Annotated in this window: 14 protein-coding genes; 8 read left to right on the plus strand and 6 right to left on the minus strand. The window is 67.4% G+C overall.

The annotated features are described in order from the left end of the window. Positions 1-12: 12 nt before the first annotated feature. On the minus strand, positions 13-936 hold the full coding sequence (locus tag PYV00_RS01785) for an SMP-30/gluconolactonase/LRE family protein (RefSeq protein ID WP_275226527.1): 924 nt from the start codon (positions 934-936) through the stop codon (positions 13-15). 136 nt (positions 937-1,072) lie between these two features. Between PYV00_RS01785 and PYV00_RS01790 the strand changes: the two genes are divergently transcribed. The 3 genes from PYV00_RS01790 to PYV00_RS01800 all read left to right on the plus strand — a co-directional run bounded on the left by PYV00_RS01790 (position 1,073) and on the right by PYV00_RS01800 (position 3,629). After that, the gene (locus PYV00_RS01790; protein WP_275226528.1) at positions 1,073-2,029 is read left to right on the plus strand and encodes a hydroxyacid dehydrogenase; all 957 of its coding nucleotides are present in this window, start codon (positions 1,073-1,075) and stop codon (positions 2,027-2,029) included. Next, positions 2,026-2,745, plus strand: a complete 720-nt coding sequence (locus PYV00_RS01795; protein ID WP_275226529.1) for a 4-carboxy-4-hydroxy-2-oxoadipate aldolase/oxaloacetate decarboxylase — start codon at positions 2,026-2,028, stop codon at positions 2,743-2,745. Before PYV00_RS01790 ends, PYV00_RS01795 begins: the two co-directional genes overlap by 4 nt. A 296-nt stretch (positions 2,746-3,041) precedes the next feature. Further along, on the plus strand, positions 3,042-3,629 hold the full coding sequence (locus tag PYV00_RS01800) for a TetR/AcrR family transcriptional regulator (RefSeq protein ID WP_275226530.1): 588 nt from the start codon (positions 3,042-3,044) through the stop codon (positions 3,627-3,629). 64 nt (positions 3,630-3,693) lie between these two features. Here the strand turns inward: PYV00_RS01800 and PYV00_RS01805 are convergent, their stop codons facing one another. Beyond that, on the minus strand, positions 3,694-4,458 hold the full coding sequence (locus PYV00_RS01805; RefSeq protein WP_275226531.1) for an enoyl-CoA hydratase/isomerase family protein: 765 nt from the start codon (positions 4,456-4,458) through the stop codon (positions 3,694-3,696). 433 nt (positions 4,459-4,891) lie between these two features. On the opposite strand from PYV00_RS01805, the gene PYV00_RS01810 reads away from it, so the two are divergent. Genes PYV00_RS01810 through glgX form a run of 5 tightly spaced genes read left to right on the plus strand, consistent with a single transcriptional unit; the run spans position 4,892 to position 13,962 of the window. After that, the gene (locus PYV00_RS01810) at positions 4,892-7,273 is read left to right on the plus strand and encodes a glycogen/starch/alpha-glucan phosphorylase (protein WP_275226581.1); all 2,382 of its coding nucleotides are present in this window, start codon (positions 4,892-4,894) and stop codon (positions 7,271-7,273) included. Beyond that, positions 7,270-9,423: a 1,4-alpha-glucan branching protein GlgB gene (glgB, locus tag PYV00_RS01815; protein WP_275226532.1), complete on the plus strand. Its 2,154-nt coding sequence runs from the start codon at positions 7,270-7,272 to the stop codon at positions 9,421-9,423. Before PYV00_RS01810 ends, glgB begins: the two co-directional genes overlap by 4 nt. Positions 9,424-9,439: 16 nt before the next feature. Then, positions 9,440-10,702, plus strand: a complete 1,263-nt coding sequence (gene glgC / locus PYV00_RS01820) for a glucose-1-phosphate adenylyltransferase (RefSeq protein WP_275226533.1) — start codon at positions 9,440-9,442, stop codon at positions 10,700-10,702. Between the two features lie 3 nt (positions 10,703-10,705). After that, positions 10,706-12,154 (plus strand): glycogen synthase GlgA, encoded by a 1,449-nt coding sequence (gene glgA / locus PYV00_RS01825; RefSeq protein ID WP_275226534.1) that lies wholly within the window; start codon positions 10,706-10,708, stop codon positions 12,152-12,154. Continuing rightward, on the plus strand, positions 12,151-13,962 hold the full coding sequence (gene glgX / locus PYV00_RS01830) for a glycogen debranching protein GlgX (RefSeq protein ID WP_275226535.1): 1,812 nt from the start codon (positions 12,151-12,153) through the stop codon (positions 13,960-13,962). Before glgA ends, glgX begins: the two co-directional genes overlap by 4 nt. 46 nt (positions 13,963-14,008) lie before the next feature. Here the strand turns inward: glgX and PYV00_RS01835 are convergent, their stop codons facing one another. The 4 genes from PYV00_RS01835 to PYV00_RS01850 all read right to left on the minus strand — a co-directional run bounded on the left by PYV00_RS01835 (position 14,009) and on the right by PYV00_RS01850 (position 17,474). Beyond that, the gene (locus tag PYV00_RS01835) at positions 14,009-15,238 is read right to left on the minus strand and encodes a beta-ketoacyl-[acyl-carrier-protein] synthase family protein (RefSeq protein ID WP_275226536.1); all 1,230 of its coding nucleotides are present in this window, start codon (positions 15,236-15,238) and stop codon (positions 14,009-14,011) included. Continuing rightward, entirely contained in the window at positions 15,235-15,471 is a 237-nt protein-coding gene (locus PYV00_RS01840) for an acyl carrier protein (protein WP_275226537.1), read from the minus strand. The genes PYV00_RS01835 and PYV00_RS01840 overlap by 4 nt, the downstream gene beginning before the upstream one ends. Positions 15,472-15,559: 88 nt before the next feature. Then, positions 15,560-16,561 (minus strand): UDP-glucose 4-epimerase GalE, encoded by a 1,002-nt coding sequence (gene galE / locus PYV00_RS01845; RefSeq protein ID WP_275226538.1) that lies wholly within the window; start codon positions 16,559-16,561, stop codon positions 15,560-15,562. A 130-nt stretch (positions 16,562-16,691) separates the two neighbouring features. Continuing rightward, positions 16,692-17,474, minus strand: coding sequence for a sulfite exporter TauE/SafE family protein (locus PYV00_RS01850; protein WP_275226539.1), 783 nt, complete (start codon positions 17,472-17,474; stop codon positions 16,692-16,694). Positions 17,475-17,710: the final 236 nt, after the last annotated feature.

Consider the following 17,710-nt stretch of genomic DNA (forward strand, 5'->3'; position numbering starts at 1 on the left):
CGCGCCCGCGCCTCAGATGCTGGTGGAATAGATCTCGCGTCCGGGCACCGGCATCTCGGTCTTGTAGACCGCGCCGGTGCTCGATTCGGTGAAGAACAGCCACTTGTTGTCCGGGCCGCCGTAAGCCGCGTTGGTGGTGAAGCGACCTTCGGGGACGTCGATCCGCAGCATCGGCTCACCCCGGTTGCTGAACAGCCAGACCGCGCCGAAGCCGACGTGGCAGACGACGATGTTGTCCTCCTGGTCGATGGTCACGCCGTCCGGCCCGCTGCCGCCCGACATCTGGATGAACGTGCCGACCTTGCTGACCACGGCGCCGTCCATCACCAGCGGCAGCCGCCAGATCGCGTTGGCGCGCGTCACCGCCAGGAACAGCGCGGTCTCCGCCTTGTTGAGCACGAGGCCGTTGGGGCTGGGGATCTTGTCGAGCAGCAGTTCGAGCTGGCCGGTGCCGCGCTTCACCCGGAACAGGCGGCCGTTGGGATTGTGCCAGCCGCTCTGGCCCTGATCGGTGAAATAGATGTCGCCGTTTCTCGCGATCGTCAGGTCGTTGCAGCCCAGGAACGGTTCCAGCAGGTAACGTTCGAACCAGGGCTCGGCCTTGCCGGTGGCCAGATCGCAGATCATCATGCCGCGATGGTGATCGGCCACCAGCAGGCGCCCGTCGTCGAGGAACTTCATGCCGTTGGGCTGGCCATCGTATTCAAAGCCCAGCTCGCATTCGCCATCGGGCGAAATTCTGAACAGCCGCCCCCAGGGAATGTCGGTGACCCACAGGTTGCCCGCGCTGTCGAACACCGGGCCTTCGAGGAACACGGGTGCCGGCGCGCCGTGAAGCTGGACTTGCGCCCATTCGGTGGTCTCGCCATGGCGGCGGAACTTTTCGGGGATGCGGCAGAACACTTCGGCCATGACTGCGGGCGGGGCGGCGAACATGCTTCCTCTCTCCTTCTCTGGGGCTCAAAGCCCCTATTATGAGTTGACGCGCGGGCAAAGAGCTTTCAGTTGGAATCGGGCCCTGATCGGGCAAATGGTATACATCGGCGCGCTGCCGGCATGGGAGAGAAAAGGCGTGGCCACGCGCGAACGCGTCTGCATCATTGATCCGATTCACCCCGTCGGCGTCGAGCGGATCGCCGCCGCGCATGACGTGATCGGGGCAGAGGGCTGGCGCGATGATCCGCGCCTTGCGGATACGAGCGTGATCGTCATCCGCACCAGCGACATCGGCGATGACCTGTTCGCCCGGATGCCCGGCCTCAAGGCGATCGTGAAGCACGGCGCCGGGGTGGACAATATCGACATTCCGGCCGCCACCCGGCGCGGCGTGATCGTGGCCAATACGCCAGGCGGCAACAATTCCACCGCCGTCGCCGAAGGCGCGGTGGCGCTGATGCTGGCGCTGCTGCGGCAAGTGCGCGAGATGGACGCGCTGGTGCGCGAGGACCGCTGGAACGAGCGCTGGGGCATCCGCCTGGGCGACCTGACCGGCGCCAAAGTGGGCCTGATCGGCTTCGGCCGCATCGCGCGCTGCGTCGCCACGATCTGCGGCGCGGGCTTCGGCGCGGAAGTGGCGGCCTACGATCCCATGCTGGCCGATGCGGACATCCGCGCCGCCGGGGTCGAGCCGATGGCGCTCGCCGATATCCTGAAGCGCGACGTCATCTCGATCCACACCCCGCTGACCGAGGGCACGCGAAACCTGATCGGCGCGGCCGAACTGGCGCAAATGCACGCCAAGGCGATCCTGGTGAACTGCTCGCGCGGCGGCATCGTCAACGAGGCGGCGCTGGTCGAGGCGCTGAAGGCGCGCAGCATCGGCGGCGCGGGCATCGACGTGTTCGAAAGCGAGCCGCCGCCGGCCGACCATCCGCTGTTCGCGCTGCCCAACGCAATCCTTTCGCCCCACGTCGCCGGCGTGACCGAGGCGGGGATGAAGCACATGGCGCTGCACGTCGCGCAAGTGATCGAAACCGTCAGCCGGGGCGAAACCCCCGCCACGCTGCTCAACCCGGAGGCCCTTGCATGATTCCCACCCAATCGGTCATCTACAGCCGGATTCCGCGCAGCGACCCGGATCTGATCGCGCGCGCCGCGCAATTCGGCATCGCCGATCTGCACGAGGGGCTGGGCGCGGTCGCGGGCCGCATGTGCCTGATGAGCCCGGCGATGCGGCCGATCGCGCCGGGGCAGAAGGTCTGCGGCTCGGCCGTGACCGCGTTCAACTATCCGGGCGACAACCTGGCGATCCACGCCGCGCTCAACGTCGCCGGGGCGGGCGACGTGCTGGTGCTGACCAACGGCGGCGGGCACCAGGGCGCGCTGTGGGGCGATGTCGCCTGCAATTTCGCGGTGAAGAAAGGCGTGGCCGGCACCGTGGTCCATGGCGCGACGCGCGATACCGACGCGATCCGCGAGCTGGGCTATCCGGTCTGGGCCACCGCGATCTCGGTCGAACACCCCGAGAAGAATGGGCCGGCGGCGGTCAACGTGCCGGTGGTGGTCGATGGCGTGCTGGTCGAGCCGGGGGACATCATCTGCGGCGATGGCGACGGGGTGTTGGTGATCCCGCGCGCGCTGCTGCGGCTGGCGGTGGAGAATGCCGAGGCGCGGGCGGCCAAGGAAGTGACCTTCCGCCAGCGCATCGCCGATGGCGAAGTGCTGTTCGACATCATCGGCATCCGCCAGGTCGTCGAACGGCTCGGCATCGAGCAGAAGGACTGCACCTGGGAAGAGGATCGCTAGGCGCCCGATCGCCGGGCCGATCGGCCGGCTTTGTCCGGCATCTCAGCAAGTTATTTTCCACAGACGTGGCCTGCCTATTGCCATCCGGCGGCAAAGCCACGATGCTGCTTTCGCCATGCAGCATGGCCTTGCCGTCCTTTCGCCGACAAGCCGCGCTGCAAGGAGATCTGGGTCGCCTCACCGGATCGGGAGTATACGGGTTGAGTGTCGAGGATCAGCGTGGCGCCGGCCGGCGAGGCCGGCGCGCGACGCCGTCTTCCCGGCGTTCGCGCGGGCGGCCGAAAGCCAGCGAAGTCGTGGAAATCGAACGGGAGCTGTTCGCCGCCGCGGCGGACCAGTTCCTTGCCCATGGCTATGCGGGCACGTCGATGGCGGACATCGTCGAGGCGGCGGGCATGTCGAAGACCACGCTTTATGCGCGGTTTTCCTCGAAGGAAGATCTGTTCCGCGCGCTGCTGGGCTACATTGTCGAGCGCAGCTATCCCGCGCTGCCCGCGCTGCTGGAGTGCGAGCGTGACACGCCGCTGGGCGAAGCGCTGGAAAGCTTCGCCGACCGGGCGCTGGCAACGGCGCTGGCCAGGGACTGGGTGCTGTTCGACAAGCTGCTCCACAGCGAGGGCGCGCGCTTTCCCGAACTGACCCGGATTTCCTCCGAATTGCGCCGGCAATCGATTGGCGCGATCACCGATTACATCGCCTATTGCGCCGAGCGCGACGGCATTGCCTGCGGCAAGCCCGAAAGTGTCGCATCGGTCTTCGTCATGGCGCTGCGCGGCTTCTTCTCCGAGGCGGTGGTGTCCATGCGCGCGGTTTCGGGCGCCGAACGCCGCGAGTTCGGCGCCGAGGTCGTGCGGCTGCTGATGGCGGGGCGCACCTCCTGGTAAGGGGGCGGAATGTGTCGGGCAAGGCGCTGCGGGCCGGTGCCGCCATGTGCCGCCAGTCGCGTTCCTATCTGCGGCTGAACGCGGCGATCCGTTCGGCATGGTCCGGCGCGAAACCGGGATAGCGATAGTGTTCATGCGCCAGGCCCTCGGCCAGCGGCAGGCCGTCGGTCTCGCCAAGCAGGCGCTTGGTCGCGATATTGGTGTGCCATGAATTGGCCAGGATATCGCCCGTCAGCGTAGCGACCGCGGCATCCAGCCCGCCTTCCTCGGCCAGCACGTCGACCAGCCCGATCGTGGCGGCTTCCCCGGCGTCGATCGGGCTGGCGGTGAACATCAGGCGCTTGGCCGTGGCCAGGCCGACGCGGCGCGGCAGGCGCTGCGTCATGCCCCAGGCGCCGACCAGCCCCCACTTGCCGTGGGTGTCGGCAAAGCGCGCGCCGCGCTCGGCAACGATCAGGTCGGCCGCCAGCGCCAGTTCCAGCCCGCCGGTGAAGCACAGCCCATGCACGGCCGCGATCACCGGCTGGGGCAGCCGCGCGAGCCGCTCGATCACGTGCGGCCGGAAAGCGCTGTCGGTGAAGCCGGGGCCAAGCTCGGCGATGTCCGCGCCGGCGCAGAACACCGGGCCCTTGCCGCGCAGCACCACGCAGCCGATCGTTGCGGTCTCCCCTTCGAGCGCGGCGCAATGCGCGTCGAGTTCCTCGAACGCGCGCCGGTCGAGCGCGTTGCGCTTGTCCGGCCGGTTCAGCATGAGCGTGCACAGGCCCTCGCTGTCGCTTCGCGTCACTCTTGCGCTCATCACTCTTGCGCTCATCTGGCTTGCGCTCATCCGGGCATCTCCTTCGGTCCGGTCTTCCGCCCCGATTACCGCCGGGCCGATGCGATCGCCACCGCCTGTCGCCACAGGCAAGCGCGATCGCCGGCAGAGGCAGGCAAGCCGGCTTCGCGACGCGCGCCGACGATGCCGCAAGGCCAGGGCGCCGGCCCGTCAGTGGCTTTATTATCCTCCCGGGCGATTTTTCTTTCGCACTGCACAATCGCTATTGCCGCAAGGGCGGTCTGTGCTAGCGATGGGGGTGGAGGAGGAGCTTCAAGGTCTCTCTGCCTGCGGGGGCGGGCGATTGTCACGCCATGTTCCCGAATGGTACCGGACCGGCTCTGGGAGGCGGTTAACCATAGCCGGCCGAGTGGGCGCTCCACTCACGGCGCGTTGAAGGAGTTCGCCCGTGGCAACCCAGATCAAGACCGCCAGTCCCCTTTCCATGGACGAACATATCGTCGATGTCCTGCGCCACCGCGTCGGCAAGGACGAACGCGCCGCCAAGACGCATGACTGGTATACCGCCACGATCCTCGCGCTGCGCGACGCGATCATCGACCGCTGGATGGAATCGACCCGCCGCACGTACGACGAAGGCGGCAAGCGGGTTTACTATCTTTCGATGGAATTCCTCATCGGCCGGCTGCTGCGCGATGCGCTGTCGAACATGGGCATGACCAGGGACATGGAGAACGCGCTGCGCGCGCAGGGCCTCGATCTGGCCGCGCTGGAAGAGATGGAGCCTGACGCCGCGCTGGGCAACGGTGGCCTGGGCCGGCTGGCCGCCTGCTTCATGGAAAGCCTCGCGACGCTGGACATCCCGGCCTATGGCTATGGCATCCGCTATGTGAACGGCATGTTCCGCCAGCGCATCGACGATGGCTGGCAGGTCGAGCTGCCCGAGAACTGGCTGGCCCACGGCAATCCCTGGGAGTTCGAGCGGCTGGAAAGCTCCTACCGCATCGGCTTCGGCGGCGAGGTGATCGCGGAAGGGGACGGCGTGGTTTGGGAACCGGCCGAGGAGGTAGAGGCGATCGCGGTCGATACCCCGGTGGTCGGCTGGCGCGGCAAGCGGGTGAACACGCTGCGGCTGTGGACCGCCGCCGCGCTCGATCCGATCAAGCTCGATGCCTTCAACGCGGGCGATCACATCGGCGCGCTGGCCGATCAGGTGCGCGCCGACAGCCTGGTGCGCGTGCTCTATCCGGCCGATTCGAACGCGGCCGGGCAGGAGCTGCGGCTGCGGCAGGAGTATTTCTTCTCCGCCGCCTCGATCCAGGACATCGTGCGCCGCCATGTGCAATACGATGGCGATGTGCGCACCTTGCCCGACAAGGCGGCGATCCAGCTCAACGACACGCACCCCTCGGTCGCGGTGGCCGAGCTGATGCGGCTGCTGGTCGATGTCCATGGCCTCGAATTCAACGAGGCCTGGGCGGTGACGCAGCGCACGATCAGCTACACCAACCACACGCTGCTGCCCGAAGCGCTGGAATCCTGGCCGCTGCCGCTGTTCGAGCGCATGTTGCCGCGCCACATGCAGATCATCTACGCGATCAACAGCCGCGTCCTGCGCGAGGCGCGCAAGGCCGGGCTGGACGATGCCGCGATCGCCAAGATCTCGCTGATCGAGGAAAGCGGCGAGCGGCGCGTGCGCATGGCCAACCTGGCCTTCGCCGGTGCGCACAGCGTCAACGGCGTGGCCGCGCTGCATACCGACCTGATGAAAGTCACGGTCTTCGCCGAGCTGCACAAGCTCTATCCCGCGCGGATCAACAACAAGACCAACGGCGTCACGCCGCGCCGCTGGCTGCAGCAGTGCAATCCGGGGCTGACCGCGATCATCAAGGACGCGATCGGCGACGGCTTCCTGGACGATGCGGAAAAGCTCTCGGCGCTGAACGCGCTGGCGGGCGATGCCGCGCTGGGTGAGCGGGTGGCCGAAGTCAAGCGCGCCAACAAGGTGGCGCTGGCCGATCACATCAAGAAGACGATGGGCATCCGGCTCGATCCCGATGCCCTGTTCGACGTGCAGATCAAGCGCATCCACGAATACAAGCGCCAGCTGCTCAACCTGATCGAGACCGTGGCGCTTTACGATCAGATCCGTAGTCATCCCGAGCGCGACTGGGTGCCGCGCGTAAAGATCTTCGGTGGCAAGGCGGCGCCCAGCTATCACAACGCCAAGCTTGTCATAAAACTGGCGAACGACATCGCTAGGCGCGTGAATTCGGATCCTTCGGTCGGCGGCCTGCTCAAGGTGGTGTTCGTGCCCAACTACAATGTCAGCTATGCCGAAAGGATCATTCCGGCGGCGGACCTGTCCGAACAGATCTCGACCGCGGGCATGGAAGCCTCGGGCACCGGCAACATGAAGTTCGCGCTGAACGGCGCGCTCACCATCGGCACGCTCGATGGCGCCAATATCGAGATCAAGGACCGGGTGGGTGACGACAACATCTTCATCTTCGGCCTCACCGCCGAGGAAGTGGCCGCGCGCCGCGCCGACGGCTATGACCCGCGCGAGATCATCGAAAGCTCGCGCGAACTGGGCCAGGCGCTTTCGGCGATCGCCACCGGCGTGTTCTCGCCCGACGATCCCGATCGCTACACCGGCCTGATGGGCGGCATCTACGATCACGACTGGTTCATGGTCGCGGCCGATTTCGACAGCTACGCCGCTGCCCAGCGCGCGGTCGATACGCGTTGGGAAGACGGGGCCGGCTGGCGCGAATCGGCGATCCGCAATATCGCCAATGTCGGCTGGTTCTCGTCCGACCGGACGATCGCCGAATACGCGCGAGACATCTGGAAAGTCATGTGAAGCCACCGGCAAGTGCGATTGAAGCTCTCCTCGATGGAACCCATGCGGATCCGTTCTCGCTGCTCGGTATGCATCCGGCGCCCAAGGGCAGCTTTGCCCGCGCCATCCTGCCGGGCGCCGAGCAGGTAGAGGCCTTCGCGCTTGACGGCCAGTTCCTGGGGCAGCTCGAACAGGTCGATCCGCGCGGCCTGTTCGAAGGCGCCCTTCCCGGAAAGCCGCAGGCGGTGCGCTACCGCTGCTCGGCCGGCGGCTATGACTGGCTCGTCACCGATCCCTACAGCTTCGGCCCGGTGCTGGGGCCGGTCGACGATCTGCTGATCGCGCAAGGCACCCACTTTCGCCTTTTCGACAAGCTGGGCGCGCACCTGATCCGGCATGAGGGCGCCAGCGGGGTGCATTTCGCGGTCTGGGCGCCCAACGCGCGGCTCGTCAGCCTGGTCGGCGATTTCAACGACTGGGATTCGCGCCGCCACCCGATGCGCAACCGCAAGGACATCGGCGTGTGGGAAATCTTCATTCCCGATATCGCCGATTACCGGGCCTACAAGTACCACATCGTCGGCGCCGACGGCGTGGTGCGGCCGCTGAAGGCCGATCCTTTCGCGTTCGCCTCGGAACTGCGGCCCAAGACCGCCTCGATGACGGTGCAGCCCGGCAAGCTGGACTGGGGCGATGCCGCGCACCGCGCGCACTGGGCCTCGATCGATCCGCGCCGCGCGCCGATCTCGATCTATGAGGTCCACGCCGGATCGTGGCAGCGCGACCGCTTCAACTGGTTCCTCTCGTGGGACGATCTGGCCGACCAGCTCATCCCCTATGTCGTCGACATGGGCTTCACCCATATCGAGTTCCTGCCGGTGTCGGAGCATCCCTACGATCCTTCGTGGGGTTATCAGACCACGGGCCTGTTCGCGCCTTCCGCGCGCTTTGGCGAGCCGGCCGGCTTCGCCCGCTTCGTCGACGGGGCGCATCGCGCGGGCATCGGCGTGCTGATCGACTGGGTGCCGGCGCACTTTCCCACCGACGAGCATGGCCTGGTCCGCTTCGACGGCACCGCGCTGTACGAGCACGAAGACCCGCGCCTGGGCTTCCACCCGGACTGGAACACGCTGATCTACAATTTCGGGCGGCGCGAGGTGTCGAGCTTCCTGGTCAACAACGCGCTGTTCTGGGCCGAGCAGTACCATGTCGACGGCCTGCGGGTCGATGCCGTCGCCTCGATGCTCTACCGCGACTATTCGCGCGAGCCGGGCGACTGGATTCCCAATCCCGAAGGCGGGCGCGAGAACTGGGAAGCGGTGGAATTCCTGCGCGCCACCAATCGCGCGGTCTATGGCACGCATCCCGGCTTCATGACCATTGCCGAGGAATCGACCGCCTGGCCGGGCGTGACCTTGCCCGCGCACGAAGGCGGGCTGGGCTTCGGCTTCAAGTGGAACATGGGCTTCATGCACGATACGCTGAAGTACATGAGCCGCGATCCGGTGCATCGCCGCTTCCACCATGACGATATCACTTTCGGGCTGATGTACGCCTTCAGCGAGAATTTCGTCCTGCCGCTCAGCCATGATGAAGTGGTCCACGGCAAGGGGTCGCTGCTCGGCAAGATGAGCGGGGACGACTGGCAACAGTTCGCCAACTTGCGCGCTTACTATGCCATGATGTGGGGCTATCCCGGCAAGAAGCTGCTGTTCATGGGCCAGGAATTCGCCCAGCGCCGCGAATGGAGCGAGGAACGCGCGCTCGACTGGGGCCTGCGCGATGCCCCGGCGCACGAAGGCATCCGCAACCTGGTGCGCGATCTCAACCGGATCTATCGCGACCGGCCCGCGCTCCACGCCCGCGATTGCGAGGGCGAGGGTTTTGCCTGGCTGATCGTCGACGATGCGGAGAACTCGGTCTTCGCCTGGCTGCGCAAGGCGCCCGGCGCGGCGCCGATCGCGGTGATCGCCAACATGACGCCGGCGCTGCGCTCGCATTACCGCGTGCCGCTGCCCCACGATGGCCCCTGGCGCGAAGTGCTGAACAGCGACGCGCAAGTCTATGGCGGCGGAGGACACGGGAACTTGGGGCAGGTCAATGCAATTCATGGCGGAGCGGATGTAACCTTGCCACCGCTCGCGACGATCATGCTGGAGTACGCGGGCTGATGCAGGAGATTCCGGGATGAGAAGCCATATCGGTCAACCGCTCGCACGCGAAGCCATGGCCTATGTGCTGGCCGGCGGGCGCGGCAGTCGCCTCAAGGAACTGACCGACAACCGCGCCAAGCCCGCGGTCTATTTCGGCGGCAAGGCGCGGATCATCGATTTCGCGCTGTCGAACGCGATCAATTCGGGCATTCGCCGCATCGGTGTCGCCACGCAGTACAAGGCGCATTCGCTGATCCGGCACATGCAGCGCGCGTGGAACTTCATGCGCCCCGAACGCAACGAGAGCTTCGACATCCTGCCGGCCTCGCAGCGCATTTCCGAGCTGCTGTGGTACGAAGGCACGGCCGACGCGGTCTATCAGAACATCGACATCATCCAGGCCCACGCCCCCAAGTACATGGTCATCCTGGCGGGCGACCATGTCTACAAGATGGATTACGAGCTGATGCTGCGCCAGCACGTCGATTCGGGGGCTGACGTCACGGTCGGCTGCCTGGTCGTGCCGCGCAAGGAAGCCAGCGGGTTCGGGGTGATGGCGGTCGATGGCAAGGACCGGATCACCTCGTTCGTGGAAAAGCCCAAGAACCCTCCGGGCATCCCGGGCGATCCCGACAAGGCCCTCGCCTCGATGGGCATCTACGTGTTCGAGACGCAGTTCCTGTTCGATCAGCTGCGGCGCGACGCCGCCGATCCCGCTTCCAAGCGGGACTTCGGCGGGGATATCATCCCCTATCTGGTCAAGCACGGCAAGGCGCAGGCCCACCGCTTTACCGACAGTTGCATCCGCGCCGCCGAGGAGATCGAGGAATACTGGCGCGATGTCGGCACGATCGATGCCTATTTCGAAGCCAACCTGGACCTGACCGACACCGTGCCCAAGCTCGATCTCTACGATCGCGAATGGCCGATCTGGTCCGATGCGGTGGTCTCCGCCCCGGCCAAGTTCGTGCATGACGAGGATGGCCGGCGCGGATCGGCGATCTCTTCGCTGATCTCGAACGACTGCATCGTCTCGGGCGCGACCGCGCGGCGCAGCCTGCTGTTCACCGGCGTCAAGATGGGCAGCTATTCCAGCGTCAACGAAGGCGTGATCCTGCCGTATTGCAACATCGGCCGCCACGCGCGCCTGTCCCGCGTGATCATCGATTCGGGCGTGCGCATCCCCGAAGGGCTGGTGGTGGGCGAAGACCCGGAGCTTGACGCGATCCGTTTCCGCCGCACCGACAATGGCATCTGCCTGATCACCAAGCCGATGATCGACCGTTTGTCGAACTGAGCCATGGCGCTGAAAGTCCTTTCGGTCGCGTCGGAAGCCGTTCCCCTGGTCAAGACCGGGGGGCTGGCCGACGTGGCGGGCGCCTTGCCCGCGGCGGTTTCCGGCCACGGCGTGGAGATGACGACGCTGCTGCCGGGCTATCCGGCGGTCATGCAGTCGCTGGGCAAGGTCCGGGCGATCCACACCTGGCCGGCGCTGCTGGGCGAGCCGGCGCGGCTGCTGGCCGGCCGGATCGGCGATCATCCGCTGCTGGTGCTGGACGCGCCGGGCTTCTTCGCGCGCGGCGGCCAGCCTTACAGCGATTCCACCGGGCATGACTGGGGCGACAACTGGCGCCGCTTCGCCGCGTTCAGCCGGGCGGCGGCCGACATCGCCGGCGGCGCGGTGAAGCGCAAGGCGTTCGACGTGCTGCACGCGCATGACTGGCAGGCGGCGCTGGCGCCCGCCTACTTGCGCTATGCCCCGCCCGAAGGCGGCCAGGCGGTGCCCAGCGTGCAGACCGTGCACAACATGGCCTTCCAGGGCTATTGCCATGCCAGCATCTTCCCCTGGCTCGGCCTGCCGCACGAGGCATGGTCGGTCGATGGGGTCGAATATCACGGCGGCGTCGGGATGCTGAAGGCCGGGCTGACATCGGCCGGCAAGATCACCACCGTCAGCCCGACTTACGCGGCGGAAATCCGCAGCGGCGAGTTCGGCATGGGCCTGGAAGGGCTGATCCGGGCGCGCGGCCACGATGTCGTGGGCATCCTGAACGGCATCGACACCGCGCTGTGGAACCCCGCGACCGATCCCGCGCTGGCCCGGCACTACACCCCGCGCACGCTGCCGCGCCGCGCGGCCAACAAGCGCGCGATCGAAACCGTATTCGGGCTCGATCACGATGACGGCCCGCTCTTCGTCGTGATCAGCCGGCTGACCTGGCAGAAGGGCATGGATGTCCTGCTCGAAGTGCTCGATCATCTGGTCGGCATCGGTGGGCGGCTGGCGCTGCTCGGCTCGGGCGATCCGCGTATCGAGCAGGGGCTGCACGAAGCGGCGGCGCGCCATCCGGGGCGCATCGCCGTGCGCATCGGCTATGACGAGGATCTCTCGCACCGGATGCAGGGCGGTGGCGATGCGATCCTGGTGCCTTCGCGGTTCGAGCCTTGCGGGCTGACCCAGCTTTACGGCCTGGCTTATGGCTGCGTGCCGGTGGTGGCGCGCACCGGCGGGCTGGCCGATACGGTGATCGACGCCAATCCGGCCGCGCTGGCGGCCGGCGTCGCCACCGGCGTGCAGCACGGCGCGGTCAGCTATGATAGCCTGGCCGCCGCGCTGAACCGCACGGTCGCGTTGTACTGGCAGCCGGGCGAATGGGAACGGCTGCAACGCAACGGCATGAAGTGCGATTTTTCCTGGGCCGCCAGCGGCAGGGCCTATGCCGATCTCTATCGGTCGCTTGCCGCATGAGCTTGCCGCTGGGGGCAAGGGTCGAGGGCGGTGTCACGCGCTTCGCGGTACGCGCGCCGCTGGCCGACATGCTCTGGCTCTGTGTGTTCGATGGCCCGGCCGAAACGCGCCACGCCATGGCGCGCGACGGGGCCGATTGGGTACTGGAATGGCCGGGGGACTTGTCCGGCGCGCGGTATGGCTATCGCGCGGCGGGCGAATGGGCGCCGGAGGCCGGCCGCTGGTTCGATCCGGCGAAGCTGCTGGTCGATCCTTATGCCGTGGAGCTGGACCGCCGCTTCGTCCAGAGCCCGCGCCTGGCCACTTTCGGTGAGGATACCGCTGACATCGTGCCCAGGGCGATCGTGCCCGCGCCGCGCCCGCCGCTGGCCGCGCGGCCGCCGCGCTTTGCCCGCGCCGGGCTGGTCTATGAACTCAATGTCCGCGCGTTCACCATGCTCCATCCCGCCGTGCCGGCCAGCCAGCGCGGCACGATCGCGGCGCTGCGTCACCCGGCGGTGCTGGCCCATTTCAGGAAGCTGCACGTCACCGCGATCGAGCTGATGCCGATCGTCGCCTGGATTGATGAGCGGCACTTGCTGCCGCTCGGGCTGGTCAATGCCTGGGGCTATAACCCGGTGGCGATGATGGCGCTTGATCCGGGGCTGTGCCCCGGCGGCGTCGCCGAGCTGCGCGAGACGGTGGCGGCGCTCCACGCCGAAGGGATCGGCGTGATCCTCGATCTGGTGTTCAACCACAGTGGTGAAAGCGACTTGCAGGGCGGCGTGATCTCGCTGCGCGGGCTGGACGATGCCGCCTATGCCCGCGCGCCCGACGGCTCGCTGATCAACGATACCGGCACGGGCAACACGCTCGATTTCGCCAATCCCGCCGTGCGCCGCCTGACGCTGGCGAGCCTGCGGCATTTCGTGGCGCAATGCGGCATCGACGGGTTCCGCTTCGACCTGGCGACCGTGCTCGCGCGCGAGCCGGGCTTTGCCGCCGACGCGCCGATCTTTGCCGAGATCGCCGCCGATCCGCTGCTGGCCGACCGGGTGATGATCGCCGAGCCGTGGGATATCGGCCCGGGCGGCTATCAGCTGGGCCGGTTCCCCGCGAACTGGCTGGAATGGAACGACCGCTATCGCGACGACGTGCGCCGCTTCTGGCGGGGCGATGGCGGGATCGACATGCTGGCCACGCGCATGGCTGGATCGTCCGACGTGTTCGGCCCCCAGTGCGTGCCGGAAAATTGCCGCACGGTCAATTTCCTCGCCGCGCATGACGGTTTCACGCTCGCCGATACGGTGTCCTATACCCAGCGGCACAACTGGGCCAATGGCGAGGACAACCGCGACGGGCACGGCGAGAACTTCTCGTGGAACAACGGCGTCGAGGGGCCGAGCGACGATCCGGCGGTGCTGGCGGCGCGCGGCGCGGACTTGCGCGCGTTGCTGGGCACGCTGTTCGCCTCGACCGGGACGATCATGCTGACCGCCGGGGACGAGTTCGGCCGCAGCCAGCAAGGCAACAACAACGCCTATGCGCAGGACAACGCGATCGGCTGGGTCGATTGGGAAGGGCGCGACCGGGCGCTGGAAGACCATGTCGCCCAGCTTGCCGCCTTCCGCGCCGCGCATCTCGACTGGTTCCGCATCTTTCCCGAAGACGGCATCTGGCTGACGCTGGACGGCACCCCCAAGACCGACGCGCATTGGCAGGACCAGCACGCGCCGGGCCTGTGCTGGCAATCGCACGATCCCGCCGCGCCGCGCCGCTTCGTGATCGACCGCGCCCGCCGCCGCGTGGTGCAGGACGCGGGCGCCTGAGAAGTTGGTTGGAAATGCGCTGATAGGCGCATTTCCCAACAATCTCTCAATACCGCCGGCCCACCAGCACCGCGTTGAGCCCGCCGAAGGCGAAGGCGTTCGCCACCAGCACGTCGTGCGCGATCGGCGTGGGGGCGAGCGCGAGGGGGATGGCGCAGGCCGGATCGGCGGCGACGTGGCCCAGCACCGGCGGGGCCCTGCCCTCGGCCAGCGCGCGCAGGCCCAGCGCGAATTGCAGCGCGCCCGAGGCGCCGATCAGGTGGCCATGCGCGGACTTGGTGGCGATCACCAGGTTGTCCGCCATCCGATCGCCATAGACCGCGCGCAGCGCCGCCGCCTCGCAGGCATCGTTCAATTCGGTGCCGGTGCCGTGGGCGGAAACCAGCGCGGGCGTTTCGGCGCCGATGCCGGCGTCGGCCAGCGCCAGCCGGATCGCGGCTTCGACCGTGCGCTGGTCGGGCGCGGTCATCTGGCCGGCATCCGATGTCGCGCCATAGCCGGCCAGCTCGCCCAGGATCGTCGCGCCGCGCGCCAGCGCGTGCGCCTCGCTTTCCAGCACCAGCATCGCCGCGCCTTCGCCCAGCACCATGCCCTTGCGGCCGGTCGAGAACGGGCGGCAGGTATCGGGCGCCAGCACCCCCAGCGAATTCCACGCGAACCACGCTCCCAGCGTGATGCAAGCCTCGGTCCCGCCGGCGATCGCCACATCGACGCGGCCTTCGCGCACCATGCGCATCGCCTCGCCCAGCGCGTGCGAGGACGAGGCGCAGGCACTGGCCAGCACCAGCGTCGGCCCGTGCACGCCCAGCATCATCGCGACGTGGCTGGCCGGGACCGAGATCATCGAGGCCGGAATCGTCTGCGGATGGAACCGCCGCGTCTTGCGCGCATAGAGCCGTTCGAACGCGGCATCGACCAGCGCGTTGCCATTGCTGCCGCAGCCGATCACCACCGCGGTCCGCTCGGCCAGCGCGGGATGGCCGTCGATCCCGGCCATGCGCACGGCTTCATCGGCCGCGATCAGCGCGAAGCGCGAGAAATCGTCGAGCAGGCCCAGCTTGCGCAAGTCACGGGCCGGCATCGCGGCCGCGAGCATCTCCGGCGCGATCCAGGCGGCCATGCCCCGGATGGTGAAGTCAGGCTCATCCTGCCAGATCACCCGCTCGATCGGCCGGATCGCGCCCTGGCCCGTCACGGCGCGCGTCCAGTTGGCCGCGGTCCCCACGCCCAGCCCGCTGACGCAGCCCGTGCCGGTGACGACGACCTTGCGGTTCATCCCGGCGCGAGGCTCATGACGTGATCGACGAACTGGCCCAGCGTGAAATCGCGCGAAATGGCGTCAGGCTCGATCGTGACGCCGAACCGCTCCTCGATCTCGAACACGGCGCTGGCGATGTCGATCGAGCCGATGTCGAGGTCGATCAGCGTCGCCTCGGGCGCGAGCTTTTCCAGCGGGATGCGCGATTCCTCGGCAATGATCGCCAGCACCGCCTCGCGCGTGATCGTCATGGGCCTGTCTCGCAATGCGTTGCCGGGCGGCCATGCTTGTCAGAGCGGCCGGGCAAAAGCAAAGACTTCATCGGCGGCGGCGATCGGCTCAGCCGCGAATCTCCGAGAGGCGCCGTTCCCAGGCGAGCGCGTGGCCGACGATGGTGTCGAGATCAGCATAGCGGGGTTCCCACGGCAGCGTCGCCTTGATCCGGCGATTGTCCGAGATCAGCGAATCGGGATCGCCCGCGCGGCGCCCTTCCAGCCGGCGCTCGATCGTGTGGTTGGTCACGCGGTCGACCGCGTCGAGCACTTCGAGCACCGAGAAGCCGCGCCCATAGCCGCAGTTCATCGTCAGCGAACGCGCCGGCTCGGCGATCAGGGCTTCCAGCGCGAGCACATGTGCGGCGGCGAGATCGGAAACGTGGATATAGTCGCGCACGCCGGTGCCGTCAGGCGTGGCGTAATCGGTGCCGAAGACGCTGACATGATCGCGCTTGCCCAGCGCGGCTTCCACTGCGACCTTGATGAGATGCGTCGCGCCCGCGGTCGATTGCCCGGTGCGCGCCTGCGGATCGGCGCCGGCCACGTTGAAATAGCGCAGCGCGCAGTAGTTGAACGGATGGGCGCGGGCGGTATCGGCCAGCATCGTCTCGGTCATCAGCTTGGACATGCCGTAGGGATTGATCGGGATCTTCGGGCTGTCCTCGGTCACGGGGGAGACTTCGGGAATGCCGTAAGTCGCCGCCGTGGAACTGAAGATGAAATGCGGCACGCCCGCCGTCACCGCCGCCGCGATCAGCGCGCGGCTCTTGGCGGTGTTGTTGTGATAGTATTTCAGCGGGTTCTCGACCGATTCGGGCACGATGATCGACCCGGCGAAGTGCATCACCGCGCGGCAGCCCCGCTCGGCGAAGATGCGGGCGAGCAGTGCGCCATCCTCGATATCGCCTTCGTACAGCGGCACGCCTTCGGGAATGGCGAAGCGGAAGCCGGTGGAAAGGTTGTCGATCACGCAGACCGGCCAGCCGCTATCGACCAGCGCGAGCACGGCATGGCTGCCGATATAGCCGGCGCCGCCGGTTACGAGGACGGGGACTTTATCGGTCATGAACACCACTTCGAACAGTTCGGGTTGGGCCGGGCGCGAAACCGCCGCTGGGACGAATCAACCGCCGGTGGGCGATCCTCGCCGCGCGCTGCCTTAGCGCGGGCGCGAAGGAAAGGCTTTTTCGCGCGGCCTAGCCCCACAGCAGCTTGATCCCGGAAATCGCCAGCATGATCGCAAGGCACAGCCGGATCGCGGTGTCCTTGATCCGGCCCGTCGCCAAAGTCCCGAGCGTGACGCCCGGAATGGAGCCGGCGATCAGGTTGCCCAGCAGCGACCAGTCGACATTGCCCAGCCAGGAATGTCCGATCGCGGCGACGAGCGCCAGCGGGATGGCATGGATGATGTCGGTGCCAACCAGTGTCTTGCCGTCCATCCGCAGCGGATACACCAGCATGAGGAAAACGGCGACCAGCGCGCCCGCGCCCACCGAGGTCAGCGTGACGAGGCAGCCGACAAGGGCACCGCCCACGACCGTCACGACCAGCTGGTGCGAGCGGAACCGGGGCCCGATGCGAACGCGCAACTGCTTGAGCGGGCCGCTCAGCCGCTCTTTCATCGGCGTGATGCAGGCCGTGGCCACCAGCGCCGCGCCCAGTATGCGCATCAGCATGCCCGCTTCCAGCCGGCCGCCGTGGAACAGGCCCAGCCACAGCAGCGTCAGCACCGCCGCCGGAACGCTGCCCAGCGCCAGCCGCCGCACGACTTGCCAGCTCGGCGTGCCGATCCGGCCGTGCAAAGTGCCGCCCACCAGCTTGGTGATAGCGGCGAACCACAGGTCCGTGCCAACCGCGAGCGCCGGGGTATAGCCGAACAGGATGATGAGGATGGGGGCCATGAGCGATCCGCCGCCCACGCCCGTCAGCCCTACCAGGAAGCCGACGGCCGCGCCGGACAAGACATAGGGGATTTCCATCTAGGTTACATTTTTGCCCAAGCGGAGGTATAAATCTGACGGGTCGCCCGTTCTAGAAACACAGATAGGACCGGGCGGCAAGGAGATCGTCGCGGCCGCCGCCGCCGCCATGGCGTTGATCCGGGCGGGAATCCGGCCCCCGGTCGGCGCGCGGATCGCGATCGCCCGACGTGGGGCCTTGGCCCCGGCGCCCTGACTGGGTATGGTCCATATCGGATGAAAAAGCCCGCGCGATT

It is taken from the genome of Novosphingobium album (ex Liu et al. 2023) (genome assembly GCF_029076845.1).
Taxonomy (GTDB): Bacteria; Pseudomonadota; Alphaproteobacteria; order Sphingomonadales; family Sphingomonadaceae; genus Novosphingobium.

Bases quoted from the DNA above. Each gene is read 5' to 3' on its own strand.
- PYV00_RS01785 (WP_275226527.1), bottom strand. From the start codon at position 936: ATGTTCGCCGCCCCGCCCGCAGTCATGGCCGAAGTGTTCTGCCGCATC.
- PYV00_RS01795 (WP_275226529.1), top strand. From the start codon at position 2,026: ATGATTCCCACCCAATCGGTCATCTACAGCCGGATTCCGCGCAGCGAC.
- PYV00_RS01805 (WP_275226531.1), bottom strand. From the start codon at position 4,458: ATGAGCGCAAGCCAGATGAGCGCAAGAGTGATGAGCGCAAGAGTGACG.
- PYV00_RS01810 (WP_275226581.1), top strand. From the start codon at position 4,892: ATGGACGAACATATCGTCGATGTCCTGCGCCACCGCGTCGGCAAGGAC.
- glgC (WP_275226533.1), top strand. From the start codon at position 9,440: ATGAGAAGCCATATCGGTCAACCGCTCGCACGCGAAGCCATGGCCTAT.
- glgA (WP_275226534.1), top strand. From the start codon at position 10,706: ATGGCGCTGAAAGTCCTTTCGGTCGCGTCGGAAGCCGTTCCCCTGGTC.
- glgX (WP_275226535.1), top strand. From the start codon at position 12,151: ATGAGCTTGCCGCTGGGGGCAAGGGTCGAGGGCGGTGTCACGCGCTTC.
- PYV00_RS01835 (WP_275226536.1), bottom strand. From the start codon at position 15,238: ATGAACCGCAAGGTCGTCGTCACCGGCACGGGCTGCGTCAGCGGGCTG.
- PYV00_RS01840 (WP_275226537.1), bottom strand. From the start codon at position 15,471: ATGACGATCACGCGCGAGGCGGTGCTGGCGATCATTGCCGAGGAATCG.
- galE (WP_275226538.1), bottom strand. From the start codon at position 16,561: ATGACCGATAAAGTCCCCGTCCTCGTAACCGGCGGCGCCGGCTATATC.
- PYV00_RS01850 (WP_275226539.1), bottom strand. From the start codon at position 17,474: ATGGAAATCCCCTATGTCTTGTCCGGCGCGGCCGTCGGCTTCCTGGTA.